Origin of the sequence: Paenibacillus sp. YIM B09110 (genome assembly GCF_037167145.1) — a bacterium.
In the GTDB taxonomy this organism is placed as follows: domain Bacteria; phylum Bacillota; class Bacilli; order Paenibacillales; family Paenibacillaceae; genus Pristimantibacillus.
Genome location: NZ_JBANSP010000002.1, coordinates 473,118 through 486,932, shown reverse-complemented (window position 1 = coordinate 486,932; position 13,815 = coordinate 473,118). Strand labels below are relative to the sequence as shown.

The window sequence follows — 13,815 nt, the reverse complement described above, 5'->3', positions numbered from 1 at the left end:
GCGCTACGCCTTCACATTGATTGCTCTGCCGTATCCAAGTCCTTGAATCGTTACCTGCTCAACGATCTCGTTCTCGAAGGCCGCATCTGCTGATCCATCGCCGTTACCTTTCGAGGATTGGCGGTTGCCAGATGCCTGCTGCCCATTTCCTTGGCTGTTATGTTGACCGAATAATTGCGAGGACGCTCCGCCTTGGGATACTTCCAGCTTATCGACAACTAATCCTTGCGCTTGCAACGCCGTTCTTAATTGGGCTAACTGGTTGTCCAGCATATCTTTCGCTACTGCCGTATCTGTATGGAAGATTGCTGTCAGCTGTCCGTTTTGCATCGAGATACGAACGTCTACTTGTCCCATATGTTCAGGGAATAAAAGGAGCTTCGCCTCCGATACGCCGTCTGCCGAGGTAACGTCGAACTTTTGAACGACAAGTCCTGTCATCGTTTCGGCGAATTCTTCAGCAACTACATACTGGACTGGCGCATTCTTCGCAATAAGCGGTGCTGCACTTTTCGCTTGCTCAGCATTTGCTGTCGTCACAGGCGCAATCGGTGTTTGTTCGGCTGCAGTTTGTTGTCCTGCTTCTGAATCAACCGTATTCTCGGAAGATTGCGCAGCTGCCGCAGCAACATAAGAAGGATGCAATGCTTGTTGAGATAATCGCTGCAACAACGTACTCGTTTCCGACTTCGGTGAAGATACAGCCGTAAACAATGAATTCGAAGCGGAATCCGACTTCGTTTCCTGCTTGATCGGAGAATCCGAATCGTCCTGAAGCAACGCTGCCAATGCTTGAAGCTGTTGACTAATCAATGTCGTTGGTTCTTGCTGATTGACACGCTTCAGATCGCCTTGCGACATAAGAGCTTGCAGTTGCAATAACGCATCCTGCAGGCTGTTCTTGATCATAGCTGCATTCGTGTTAATCCCTAAGTCCGTTGATTCTTCACCGTTCGCTTGCAAGTTGACTGCTGGTTGATTCACCATTACGATTGGTGCGCCTAACATCGCGAGCAATGCGTTTAATTGATCTAACGCCGAGTCAAGCTCCGTCAAGTTCTCCTCAAGATCAACAGCAGGCTCGATCTTCTCATCCTCATCTTTCAGCTTCTCTAGCAAGCCGTCAATCAATGACATCAGATCCGATAGAAGCGTTAAGCTGTCTACATTCTCATTGCCTACAATCGCAGGCTGAGTACCGCCAACAATCTGAACGATTGGTTTGGCTGATCCAGCAGCTTGCGATGTGTTGCCTCCGATTTGTTGAACGAGCGCTTTCTGAAAGCTGCCACTGGCACTTGCGCCTCCAGCAGCATTCGTTGCGCTTGAAGTTTGATTCTGACCTGCCGATGTTCCTGCCTGTGATTGAACGTTCACTGCCTGCGGAATAACCATTTCCATTTTTCTCACCTCCTCTCCATGATAGGATCTAAAAGGATGCTGTGAAAAATCAGTTGCCGCTCATGAGCTTCGTTACAAGCTGTGCCGTTGTCGACTCATTAATGGCTGACATTTCCGCTAATATTGCCGAACGTGTCGTATTATCAACAAGGTTCAATATCCGAAGTGCTTTACTCGGACTAACATCAACCATCTTAATCAACAATTCGGCTGCGCTTTGCGCATTCATCGAAGTAAACGTTGCGCTAAGCTGTTCCTCGTCTAGCATGGAGGAGGCCGGCTTCGTCGTCTTCGACTTCAGCTCATCCACTTGCGATTGAAGTGCGGCGATCTGCAAATCTTTCGCCGTACCAACATCCTTCAGCTTGATTGCCGCATCAGCAGCCGTCTGAGGATTCATCTTCTCCATAATCCGAACGCGATCGTCAGGACGCATTGTATTGAATATAAGTACCATCTCTTCAAGCGTCATACTCTGCATGATTGGCGCTGCCTTGCTCGGGGAAATCGTCGAGAACATGTTAGACAGCTCCAGCACTTTCGCCTGATACTGTTCATCCTCTACGAGTTGTTCCTCGTTCGAGCGTTTCAACTGAGCAATCTCGCCTTCAAGATCTTTGATCTGCTGCTCTTGCGCGGTCTTGGACTCTACGGCAGTCGCCAGCTCCTGTTCCTTCGTTGTAAGCTCAGCTTGCAGATCAGCGATTTTCTTGGACATATTGTCCGTTTTCAACTGTTCATCGTCTGATGCAGCACCTGCTTCAGCTTTCGGTTCCGGAAGTACTTCTTTAAGGAAAGGAACCGAATTACCGACTTCCAGCGCTTTATTCCGTATATCACTGTTAAACAGGATTAACAGTACAACCAGCATGACAATTGCGAATAGAATCGGTGTCGTAAAAAACATGAACCGTTCAATCGCGCTATAACTTTGCTTCTCTGCATCCGCACCCGCCAAATCATTCACTCCCTCTAGCCAGCGTCACAGATCACGTTACGGGGTTGATATCATGAAACGGACGGTTGCCATCTCATCCAGCTCGTTCTGCTCCTTCACCTGCAGGGCGCTGCGAAACCGGTCAAAAGCGTGATCCTTGGCTTTTAGCCATACTTTCTCGTCTTTCATCTTCTCCGTTAGCAAACCTCTTCGATGCTCAACCTTCTTCTTCGCTTGAAGCACATCCGTCATCTTGTTTTGGATACAAGTGACCAAGTGATCCAAGTACTGCTGCATGACTTGAAGCTCCATTAAGGAAACCGCGGTCTGAGAAGCTTCGATCAGCTTAATCTCCCATTCCCGCTTGGACATGTGCAGTTGCTCAAGCGACTGCTCTTCCACAGCAAGCGCACCAACCGCCGCGGATAAAATCCATTCCGCTTGCGTTTTCTCGCTAGACTTTAAATCAACGATCTTCTGGAACGAATAACGAAATGCCGCCACTTAGCAGATCAGCTCCTATAGAAATCAGTAATTAATCGTTGCTGGGCTTCCTCAAGGGTTACCTTCTCATTCGTTTTTTGCCTTGTGTAGCTTTGGATTTCATCCATGTATTGAATGGCCATATCAATTTCTTCATTTGTTCCTCGCTGATACGCCCCAATATTGATCAGGTCTTCCGAATCTTTATAAACAGCAAGATATTTTTTCAACACATTCGCGGCGTCTTGCTGCTCTTCCGTTACAATTTCTTTCATGACACGGCTGACGGAAGCCAGTATATCAATTGCCGGAAAATGTCCCTTATGAGCAAGCGCCCTGCTAAGTACGATATGACCATCCAGAATACCGCGCACTGCGTCGGCTATCGGTTCGTTCATATCGTCACCGTCTACTAGAACGGTATAGAAGGCTGTAATCGATCCTGTCGGACCAGTGCCCGCTCTCTCTAGCAGCTTAGGCAGAGCAGCAAATACGGATGGCGTATAACCTCTTGTCGCTGGCGGTTCGCCAATAGCTAGTCCAACTTCACGAAGCGCCATCGCATATCGTGTAACGGAATCCATCATTAGCATCACGTTTAGCCCGCGGTCACGGAAATATTCTGCGATGGAAGTAGCAATTAAAGCGCCCTTCATCCGAATAAGTGCCGGCTGATCGGAAGTTGCTACGATGACAACCGAGCGTGCTAAGCCTTCTGGACCAAGATCCTTCTCAATAAATTCGAGAACCTCGCGTCCACGTTCACCGATTAGAGCGATGACGTTCACATCAGCTGATGTATTGCGGGCGATCATGCCGAGCAGCGTACTCTTGCCTACGCCAGAGCCTGCGAAAATGCCGACCCTTTGGCCGCTGCCTACAGTAAGCAGACCATCAATCGCGCGTACGCCAATGCCCAGCGGGTGTTCAACCCGAGGACGCTTGAGCGGGTTGCTTGGCTCGTTATGAGTCGAGTATTGCTGCATACGGCTTGGCAGAAACGATCCATCGAGCGGATTGCCTAAACCATCAAGCACTTTGCCTAGCAATTCGGATCCGACTTGAACCGTTAAAGGCTTGCCTGTTCCAACGACATCGCAACCAGCGCTAATCGAATGAAGATCGCCTAGCGGCATAAGAATAACTTTGTTATCCCGGAAACCGACAACCTCCGCTTTGAGCGGCTTCGCCCCTTTGGACGGATAAATGTAGCAAACGTCGCCGATACTTGCATCCGGACCTTCTGATTCAACAGTAAGCCCGATTACCTGGGTTACTTTGCCGTTGACCCTGATCGGATCGAGCGGTTGCAAATGTTCGATATACTTGAGAACGTCAAGCTTAATCGTTTCCATGCGCATGGCCTCGCTCTTCGTTGCTGTGATGCGCAAGCTGAATTAACTCTTTTTTGATCTCTGCTAGCTGTGTATCGATTCGAGCATCGATGCTGCCGTAAGCCGAACGGATTACGCAACCAAAATCTTTAACGGTAGAATCCGGCAAAATTTGCAGCTCTGCTTGCGAATCGATCGAATAATGCAGCTCTTCCCTTGCTGCTTGTACGAAAGCAAGCTGCCCTGGGGACACACATAACGTAATGACGCCTAGCTCTCTGCGTCTCGATAGCGATTTGCGAATGAGCTCAATTGCCATTTCCGGTGCAGCCGACAATTGCATCCCGATAATTTTCTCGGCAATCGCACAGCTTAACTCAACGAGGAACGGTTCCGCTTCCTGAATGATCTGCTCTCTCATATCATAAGAGCCTTTCAGAATAGCAGATGCCTCTTCGAGCTTATGTTCCCAATGTTCACGGAGCTCTACCTCGGCTTGTTCTGCGCCTTCCGAGTAACCTTGTGCGTAGCCTTGTTGTCTAGATGCTTCTGATGTCGCTTCATCTTCGGAACGCTTGAGAAGCCACCATGTTTCAATCTGCTGTTCGGTCTCCTGAAGTAATTGCTCACTTTGCTGTGAAGCTTCGCGCAGTCGGTCTTCAGCGAAAGTTTGCGCATCCGAAAGAATTTGATCTCGAAGCGTTATTAGCTCCTCATCGGGTACCGGTTCGCTGTTTTGATGTTCTTCCGTCTCTGGCACTTCTGGTGCATATGGATTCATCCATTGCAGATGTTTTAATTGTTCTACCGAAATGACGCTCGAAGATTTTATCAAATTAGACAATGATATCGTCTCCTCCGCCGCGCGAGATAATGATCTCGCCCGATTCTTCTAGCCTGCGAATCGTAGCAACGATACGAGTCTGAGCTTCTTCGACGTCGCGAAGACGAACAGGACCCATGAACTCCATTTCTTCTTTGAATGTCTCGGCCATACGCTTGGACATATTGCGGAAGATAACTTCGCGAACTTCTTCGCTCGCCACCTTGAGCGCCAATTGAAGATCGGAGCTCTCGATATCGCGAATGATACGCTGAATCGAACGGTTGTCGATATTGACGATATCCTCGAATACGAACATGCGTTTTTTGATTTCTTCAGCCAGTTCCGGATCTTGGATCTCAAGCGAGTCGAGAATCGTACGTTCCGTTCCGCGGTCTACGCCGTTCAGAATCTGAACGATCGAATCGATACCGCCGGCATTTGTGTAGTCTTGTGTAACCGTTGAAGACAGCTTCTGTTCCAATACGCGTTCAACCTGTGAAATGACTTCAGGAGACGTACTATCCATTAGCGCAATTCTTCTTGCTACATCAGCTTGCTTCTCTTGAGGCAAAGATGACAGAATATGTGACGATTGCTCGGATTGCAAGTACGAAAGCACTAATGCAATTGTCTGCGAGTTCTCGTTCTGAATAAAGTTTAAAATTTGAGTAGGCTCGGCTTTACGAGCAAAGTCGAATGGTCTAACTTGAAGCGTTGCCGTCAATCGATTGATGACATCAAGCGCCTTTTGTTCGCCAAGCGCCTTTTCCAAAATATCTTTCGCGTAGCCGATACCGCCTTGCGATATATATTCTTGAGCCAAACAAATTTGATGAAATTCGCTAAGAATCGTTTCTCTGTCTATACTGTCTACCTTCCGAACATTCGCAATTTCAAGTGTCAGCTGCTCGATTTCCTCATCGCGCAAGTGCTTGAATATTTGAGCCGATACTTCGGGACCGAGCGTAATGAGCAGGATGGCCGCTTTCTGCCGACCTGACAAACCTTGCATCGCTTTGGACAATTAAAGCACCTCTATTCATCCACTAGCCAAGTACGAAGAAGGTTGACGAATTCATCCGGCTTCCGTTTGGCAAGTGTTTCAAGATTTTTACGGGCTTGACTGTCACCATTGGCACTATCAAAATCAAGCGTTGGATACTCCACTTTAGGAGGCGCAGCCATATCAATTTCTTCAACAACACTTTGTTTGCGTCTGCGAACGAGCATTACGACAAGACCGCCGATTAATGCAAGTGCCGCAGCACCGATTCCAATTACCCAGCCTAGCGATAAGCCGCTTGATTGGCTCGCAGAAGCACCTTCTGCAAAAGTTTGTGCGATAACCGAAACCTTTTTGCCCATTAGTTCGTCATTAGTAACATCTTGACCCGAATCGGCCAGCTGTGCTCTTACTAGCGCCGTCAAATATGTTTTAACCGCTTGATTCGATTCGTCATTCAGTTTTCCTTGTTCGACGCCGATACTAATAGTAAGGTCCTTCAGAAGAAACGGTGCGGACTCGATCTGATTTTTGATTCGATCAAACTCATAATTAGTCGCCTTAGAACTACTCTCCGAAGTACTTTCACCAGAGCTCGCAGCATCATAGCCAGGAACATCAGTTTCACCTGTTCCTGTGACTCCGCCAGCTTGCGAAGAACCACCCGTAGACGAGCTGTTATTCGATTCTTCACTCAGAATAATTCCGTTGTTATTGTTGCCTTCAAGCGGTCTAACGAGATTTTCCTCCGAATATTTCTTATCGAAGTTCATCGTGCTCGCTACGCTAATGACAAGATTGTTCGATCCGACCATCGGACCTAGAAATTGTTGAATGTTCTTCTTCAATTCCGATTCGTATTTGCGTTGGATTTGGAACTGTTGTTCAACGACGTCCGTATTTCCGACAAGCGCGCCGTCAACTTCAGACGATGCAAGCTCGCCTTGCGGACTCGATATTGTAATATCTTCCATGGCAAGGTTCGGAACGGCTGTCTTCACCAAGTTATAGTAGCCATCGATCTCCTTTTGGCTTGGTCGATAACCTGACGCAAAGTTAAGCATGATGGACGCCGAAGCCTTCTTCGCTTCTTCAGCAGACAGGAACACGCTTTCCTCCGGCAAATTAATAAGCACGTTTGATGAATTCACGCCTTGCATGCCGTTAAGCAACTGCTGAACTTCGCCGTTTAATGCGTTCAAGTACTTCACATTGAACTCATTGTCCGTTGTGCCGAACGCGCTCGAGCTGGAGTTGAAAGCCTCGAAGCCGATCGAACCATTTTGAACAAGTCCTTGCGAACCAACATCGACTTTAACTCTGGATGCCACCGCGCTTGGCACTGAAATGCTTTTTCCGTTCGCGCTAAGTTCGTAAGGAATTCCACTGCCATCCAAATGATTCATGATTGCTGCTGCATCGGTTGTATCCAAATTTTGAAAAGCAATCTCGTATTCCGTTCTAGTGAACACGATTGTTAACAAAATAATAGTTACTAACAATCCACCAATGGATGCCCCCAACCATATTTTTTGTTTTCTGCCCATCTGGCCCCAAAACTGCGTAAGTCTGCCTCGATATTGGGCGATTCTCTCGTTCACATTGTCACCTCACCCAAATACTATGCTAAGAACGTCCTCATGCTAGATTTGCATCCGCATCATTTCTTGGTATGCTTCGACTACTTTATTGCGGATTTGCGAGGTTAGTTGCAAACTAAGCTGCGCTTGTTCCGAAGCGATCAGGACTTTCGTCACATCCACCTGACCGACTAAATATTGATCGTTAAGCTTATGTACATTTTTTTCCTGCGCACTAACATTTTCAATCGCCGTTTTTAAGTATTCGCCGAACGATTGTGTCATCTCCGCCGGAGTCGCCTTGTCAAACGATTTAGTCTCGATTAGCTTCGTCGGTTGAATCTGGCTTAGCGACATCGGTTGTATCATCAGTACCCCTCCATTCTAGTTCAATTCACTCCATTGCTTACCTGCCAATTTCAAGCGCTTTGACAAACATGGCCTTCGAAGCGTTTATTGCTGTTATGTTTGCATCATAGTTACGAGTTGCTGCAATTAAATCGACCATTTCTTTCATCACGTCAACGTTTGGCATTTGTACATAACCGTTCTCGTCGGCGTCTGGATGCGTAGGATTGTACACGAGCTTGGTCGGTGTCTGATCTTCTTTGATTTCGGTCACCTTCACGCCTTGTCCAACTGAGCTCTTACCGCCCATTTGCTGGGAAAGGACGCTGGAGAACGATTGCTTCACAGGCTCCATGACAACCATCTTGCGTTTGTACGGCTCGAACTTTCCATTCACGAAATTTGCGCGCGTCGTTTCGGCGTTTGCGATATTTGACGAAATAACGTCCATCCGCAACCGCTGTGCCGTTAATGCAGAAGCATTAATATCAAATCCTGTCGAAAGCTTCACTCTTTACGCTCTCCCTTCTATCGCGGTTCGCATCATGGAGACATCATGGTTAATTTGTTGGATATAAAAATTGTAACTCAATTGGTTTTTCGCCAATAACGACATTTCGCGTTCAATGTCGACATTGTTTTCACTGTTCGTCATAGAAGTTGTTTCATCGGTTACCACTTTAGCAGTTGGCACGTTAGAACCCCCGATACCAATCGGGATATGCCTGGAATCGGTCGTTCTGCCTGCAAAACGATTGAGACTATTGCCCCCCATCGATTTCTCGAGCAGTTCTTCAAAAAGTACCTCTGTCCTCTTGAAATGCGGCGTTTCAGCGTTGGCCACATTGTTTGAAATGACGCGATGCCTGAGCTCAGCCGCCTGTACGGCTCCCTCCATTCTTTGGAATGAAGCGCCATTCAACAAATTCATGCAGTTTCACCACTTTCATTGATGATCTTCTCTTAGGTATTCAACAGAATAATCTTCATTCCTGCTAAGTTCGACACATAAAAATGAAAAAAATGAGACGAGTGTGTCGATATTTGCCGACTTCATAATCTTCAACAATTCCCTAATTTATTACAATAAGAAAAAAGCCCTATCTTTGAATTCAGATAGGGCTGAAATGGTCTAAACGTCCCATTTCTAATTTTTCATCTTTTGAAGTTCTTGTAAAAGCTGATGGTTTAATATTTTGATGTAGGTCCCTTTCATGCCTAGCGATCTTGTTTCAATGACGCCAGCACTCTCAAGCTTGCGAAGCGCATTGACGATTACCGAACGCGTGATGCCGGCACGATCGGCAATTTTGGACGCTACGAGCAGTCCTTCCTTGCCATCCAGCTCTTCAAAGATATGTTCAACGGCCTCTAGCTCGCTGAAGGACAACGAACCGACTGCCACGGATACAGCAGCCCGACTGCGAACCTCTTGTTCAATCTCATCCGCACGCTCACGCAATATTTCCATACCGACGATCGTCGATCCGTATTCGGCAAGCACAAGATCATCATCGTCGAACGTGCCCGACTGACGAGTCAGCACAAGCGTTCCGAGACGATCTCCGCCTCCGATAATGGGAACTACGGTCATAATTTCTTGGTCGCCAAGCCGAGGAAACGTCTCATAAACGCCTTCATCCGGCTTCACGTTCGTCATGGATTCCTGCATATCGAGGAACCTGACGTTAGCTTCCTGCGGAAACCTAAGCTCATCAGACGACAAGGAACGCAGGAAATCGTGATCATACACATCAACCGCCGCGCTGCCGAGAATTTTCCCTTTGCGGCTCACAACGAATACATTTGTCTGAATCGTCGTGCACAGCACCTCGGCCATTTCTCTAAAGTTAAGCGCCTTGCCCGCAGCGCGCTGCAGCAAACGGTTCAAGGTTCTTGTCTTTGTAAGTAATGTCATTACACTGCCTCCCAAAACTCTTAACAACTACAATATATATTGACTCAAATCGCGATTTTGCGCAATGCTTCCCAGCTTTTCCTTCACATATTCCGGTGTAATCGTCATTGTCGCAAGCGTTAGCTCAGGCGCTTCGAACGATAAGTCCTCCAGAAGCTTCTCAAGAATCGTGTGCAATCGGCGCGCACCGATATTTTCAGTATTGCGATTGACGTCTGCAGCTATTGACGCGAGTTCACGAATCGCTTCGTTCGAAAACTCCACTTTAATGCCCTCAGTCTCCAAAAGAGCCGTGTACTGCTTCGTCAATGCGTTCTTAGGCTCCGTCAAAATGCTTACGAAATCATCCAAGCTTAGGCTCGTTAATTCCACCCGAATCGGGAACCGTCCTTGAAGCTCGGGTATTAGATCGGAAGGCTTCGCCATATGGAAAGCTCCGGCAGCGATGAACAGCACGTAATCCGTCTTCACAGGACCATATTTGGTCATGACGGTAGAACCTTCAACGATAGGTAAAATGTCCCGTTGAACGCCTTCTCTGGATACGTCGGGGCCGTTGCCGCGCGATGGACTGGCGATCTTGTCGATCTCATCAATGAAGATAATGCCGGATTGCTCTGCGCGAAGGACCGACTCCGAGATGACATCATCCATATCAATAAGCTTATTGGCTTCTTCCTGGGTAAGAACCTTGCGGGCTTCCTTGACCGACAGCTTACGCTTCTTATGCTTCTTAGGCATGAACTGACCGAACAGCTCCTGCATATTCATGCCCATGCCTTCAGGTCCTTGACCAGACAGCATATCCAACATATTTGGCGTGGAGTCTTCAACCTCGATCTCGATCGTTTCGTTCTCGAGCTTGCCTGCTGCTAGCTGTTCCTTCACCTGACTGCGTCTTTGCTGAACGTTAAAGTCAACGTCCGGCTCTTCGACTTCCTCTTTCGCCTGCTGCTGATTGTTGCCGAACAGCATTTCAAAAGGATTTTTGGCTGACTTCGCTTTGGCAGCAGAAGGCGCAAGCAGCGATACAATACGCTCGTTAGCAAGCTTCTCGGCCCGCTCCTGCACACGCTCCGTACGCTCAGCCTTCACGATACGAATCGATGTCTCAACGAGATCGCGAACCATCGACTCGACATCACGGCCAACGTAACCCACTTCCGTGAACTTCGTCGCTTCGAGCTTGACGAAGGGAGCTTTCACCAGCTTAGCCAAACGGCGGGCAATTTCCGTCTTGCCGACACCAGTAGGACCGATCATCAAAATGTTTTTCGGAACGATCTCATCGCGCAGCGATTCATCCAGCATGCTTCTGCGATAACGATTGCGGAGCGCGATCGCAACCGACCGTTTCGCTGACTTTTGACCGACAATATATTTATCCAGCTCTGCAACAATTTGGCGCGGCGTTAAGGCATCATTTTTCATACTATAATCCCTCCGATAATAGATTCCATCCGATCATTACACGCTAAGCTGATAGTTCTTTAGGCCTAATTGATTATTCGATTTCTTCAACGATAATATTATTGTTCGTATAGACACAGATCTCGGCAGCAATTTGCAAGGATGCGCGAGCAATATCCTTCGCTTCCATATCGGATGAATAACGAGTTAACGCACGAGCTGCCGACAGCGCATAAGTTCCGCCTGAACCAATCGCTAGCAGACCATCATCCGGCTCAATGATTTCACCATTTCCAGAGATGAGTAGCAAACCGCTCTTATCCATTACAAGCATCATCGCCTCCAGCTTGCGGAGCACGCGATCCGATCTCCAATCCTTAGCCAGCTCCACGGCAGATCGCTGCAAATTGCCATGATGTTCCTCAAGCTTGCCTTCGAATTTCTCGAATAGAGTAATGGCATCGGCAACCGATCCTGCAAAACCAGATATGACTTGTCCGCGATAGAGTCGTCTTACTTTTTTGGCTGTGTTCTTCATCACCATGCTATTGCCGAACGTGACTTGCCCGTCGCCGGCAATTGCGCCCTTACCATTATGTCTGACTGCGCAAATCGTCGTCGCGTGAAATTGCATTTCCATTGCTTTGCCTCCTCTATGGTATGACTCAAGCACGATATACTCCTACTTGAGCAGCAGTTGTCTTTCTTCCAAAGTTAAGCGCTTATATGATGAAATCTTATACAAACGCCGCCTCGAGTAGACCTTGCTATGCTTTCCTACGAAATTTTATTGCAAATGTTCCCGTTTAAATTGTTCAATACCTTCCAGTGCTCTACTCGCGATCGCTTCGTTTTTCTCTTTTTTGCTGCGAATTCTCGTTTCTAACGGCGGAAACAGCCCGAAATTCGCATTCATCGGCTGGAAATGTTTGAAATCGGCGGTCGTAATATATTTCGCCATACTGCCCAGCGTCGTTTGCTCTGGCAATACGATCGGCTCCTGATCTTGAGCGACTCTAGCGGCGTTAATACCCGCTATAAGGCCTGAAGCAGCTGACTCCACATAACCCTCTACCCCGGTCATTTGGCCGGCAAAGAACAGATTCTCACGCGTGTTAAGCTGATAAGTCGGCTTAAGCAGACGCGGCGAGTTAATGAATGTATTGCGGTGCATGACCCCGAAACGGACGAACTCGGCATTTTCTAATCCTGGAATGAGTGAAAATACACGCTTCTGTTCGCCCCATTTCAAATGGGTTTGGAAGCCTACTAGATTGTAGAGTGTTCCGGCAGCGTTATCTTGGCGCAGTTGAATAACCGCATGCGGAAGCTTGCCTGTATGCGGGTTAACAAGACCGACAGGCTTCATCGGCCCGAAGAGCACCGTTTGCTTGCCCCGACTCGCCATAACTTCGATTGGCATACAGCCTTCGAAATAAACCTCTTTCTCGAATTCCTTTATCTCTGCGGTCTCGGCAGTCGTAAGCGCTTCGTGAAAAATTTCGAATTCCTCTTCGGTCATCGGACAGTTGAGGTAAGCTGCTTCGCCTTTATCATAACGGGATGCCAAATACACTTTGTTCATATCGATAGAGTCTTTCTCGATTATCGGCGCAGCCGCATCATAGAAGTAGAAATATTCCTCGCCAAGCAACTCTTGAATTTGAGCCGACAAGCCAGGCGCCGTTAGCGGGCCTGTTGCAATGACGACGATACCGTCCTTAGGAATCTCAGTTACTTCTTCGTTGCGCACCTCGATAAGGGGATGCTCGCGAAGCCTGCTCGTTACTTCACCGGAGAATCCGTCTCGGTCGACGGCGAGCGCCCCGCCAGCAGGCACGGCATGCTGATCCGCGCAGCTCATGATAAGCGAGTTAAGCTGACGCATCTCTTCCTTCAATACGCCTACGGCGTTTGTGAGACCATTCGCTCGCAAGCTATTGCTGCAGACAAGCTCTGCGAATTGGTTCGTATGATGTGCCGGCGTTTGCCTAACCGGACGCATTTCATATAAAATCACGGGCACTCCTTGCGATGCGATCTGCCATGCAGCCTCGCTTCCGGCTAAGCCTGCTCCGATGACGGTTACGGTTTGTGGTTGTGACAATGACAATTTAGGTCAATCCTTTCGAGTATATTTACTACCAAACCTTCAAAGGCTTCTAACCAAACCTTTAAAGGCTTTTCGAACCCACCCAAACCCTCCCTTCCAAGGGAGGGCCCCATAGGGTTGCACCCTCTGGACACCGCCTGACTAACGATGCAGTAAAAGAGACGCTCGCGAGTTCACACTGTGCTAGGATCGCTGGTGTCCTTCAGGACACTCTTTAACTTTGGGCGGTGTTTAGTTACCTGGTTTCGTGCAACAGTAACGATGGCGTTTCATATTTGTGTTTTGAGTTTATTTTGTCCTTCGAGCGCTGATACAGATTATTGATCGAATATTCGGACTAAGGTTGAGTCAGCTATAGTAACAATCCAATCGCTCGCATCCAAACGATTCTTTTGTACCCGATGCATCGCAAGTGATTCAGCACAAACGTTGAGCACGCCATTAACTGGAATTTGTCCTGTT

Annotated in this window: 14 protein-coding genes; all 14 read right to left on the bottom strand. The window is 47.9% G+C overall.

Features of this window, described 5'->3' with window-relative positions; translation table 11 throughout:
* Positions 1 to 3 precede the first annotated feature (3 nt).
* Positions 4 to 1,401, bottom strand: a complete 1,398-nt coding sequence (locus V8F51_RS04540) for a flagellar hook-length control protein FliK (protein WP_337098851.1) — start codon at positions 1,399 to 1,401, stop codon at positions 4 to 6.
* Between the two features lie 49 nt (positions 1,402 to 1,450).
* Positions 1,451 to 2,368 carry a MotE family protein gene (locus V8F51_RS04535; RefSeq protein WP_337098850.1) on the bottom strand — a complete coding sequence of 306 codons (918 nt, stop codon included), beginning with the start codon at positions 2,366 to 2,368 and terminating at the stop codon, positions 1,451 to 1,453.
* 27 nt (positions 2,369 to 2,395) lie between these two features.
* Positions 2,396 to 2,842: a flagellar export protein FliJ gene (fliJ, locus tag V8F51_RS04530; protein WP_337098849.1), complete on the bottom strand. Its 447-nt coding sequence runs from the start codon at positions 2,840 to 2,842 to the stop codon at positions 2,396 to 2,398.
* An 8-nt stretch (positions 2,843 to 2,850) separates the two neighbouring features.
* Positions 2,851 to 4,176, bottom strand: coding sequence for a flagellar protein export ATPase FliI (gene fliI, locus V8F51_RS04525; RefSeq protein ID WP_337098847.1), 1,326 nt, complete (start codon positions 4,174 to 4,176; stop codon positions 2,851 to 2,853).
* The gene (locus tag V8F51_RS04520; protein ID WP_337098845.1) at positions 4,163 to 4,999 is read right to left on the bottom strand and encodes a FliH/SctL family protein; all 837 of its coding nucleotides are present in this window, start codon (positions 4,997 to 4,999) and stop codon (positions 4,163 to 4,165) included. Before V8F51_RS04520 ends, fliI begins: the two co-directional genes overlap by 14 nt.
* Entirely contained in the window at positions 4,992 to 5,993 is a 1,002-nt protein-coding gene (fliG, locus tag V8F51_RS04515) for a flagellar motor switch protein FliG (RefSeq protein WP_442956401.1), read from the bottom strand. The genes V8F51_RS04520 and fliG overlap by 8 nt, the downstream gene beginning before the upstream one ends.
* A gap of 23 nt (positions 5,994 to 6,016) precedes the next feature.
* On the bottom strand, positions 6,017 to 7,585 hold the full coding sequence (gene fliF, locus V8F51_RS04510) for a flagellar basal-body MS-ring/collar protein FliF (protein WP_337098843.1): 1,569 nt from the start codon (positions 7,583 to 7,585) through the stop codon (positions 6,017 to 6,019).
* Positions 7,586 to 7,627: 42 nt separating this feature from the next.
* A complete protein-coding gene (fliE, locus tag V8F51_RS04505) occupies positions 7,628 to 7,933 on the bottom strand; it encodes a flagellar hook-basal body complex protein FliE (RefSeq protein ID WP_337098842.1) in 306 nt (101 codons plus the stop codon).
* A 37-nt stretch (positions 7,934 to 7,970) separates the two neighbouring features.
* Positions 7,971 to 8,423 carry a flagellar basal body rod protein FlgC gene (flgC, locus tag V8F51_RS04500; protein ID WP_337098841.1) on the bottom strand — a complete coding sequence of 151 codons (453 nt, stop codon included), beginning with the start codon at positions 8,421 to 8,423 and terminating at the stop codon, positions 7,971 to 7,973.
* A gap of 3 nt (positions 8,424 to 8,426) precedes the next feature.
* Positions 8,427 to 8,843, bottom strand: a complete 417-nt coding sequence (gene flgB / locus V8F51_RS04495) for a flagellar basal body rod protein FlgB (RefSeq protein ID WP_337098840.1) — start codon at positions 8,841 to 8,843, stop codon at positions 8,427 to 8,429.
* Positions 8,844 to 9,059: 216 nt separating this feature from the next.
* Positions 9,060 to 9,830, bottom strand: coding sequence for a GTP-sensing pleiotropic transcriptional regulator CodY (codY, locus tag V8F51_RS04490; protein WP_337098839.1), 771 nt, complete (start codon positions 9,828 to 9,830; stop codon positions 9,060 to 9,062).
* Between the two features lie 27 nt (positions 9,831 to 9,857).
* The gene (hslU, locus tag V8F51_RS04485) at positions 9,858 to 11,261 is read right to left on the bottom strand and encodes an ATP-dependent protease ATPase subunit HslU (RefSeq protein WP_337098838.1); all 1,404 of its coding nucleotides are present in this window, start codon (positions 11,259 to 11,261) and stop codon (positions 9,858 to 9,860) included.
* A 73-nt stretch (positions 11,262 to 11,334) separates the two neighbouring features.
* The gene (hslV, locus tag V8F51_RS04480) at positions 11,335 to 11,880 is read right to left on the bottom strand and encodes an ATP-dependent protease subunit HslV (RefSeq protein WP_337098837.1); all 546 of its coding nucleotides are present in this window, start codon (positions 11,878 to 11,880) and stop codon (positions 11,335 to 11,337) included.
* Positions 11,881 to 12,027: 147 nt separating this feature from the next.
* Entirely contained in the window at positions 12,028 to 13,347 is a 1,320-nt protein-coding gene (trmFO, locus tag V8F51_RS04475; protein ID WP_337098836.1) for an FADH(2)-oxidizing methylenetetrahydrofolate--tRNA-(uracil(54)-C(5))-methyltransferase TrmFO, read from the bottom strand.
* Between the last annotated feature and the right edge of the window lie 468 nt (positions 13,348 to 13,815).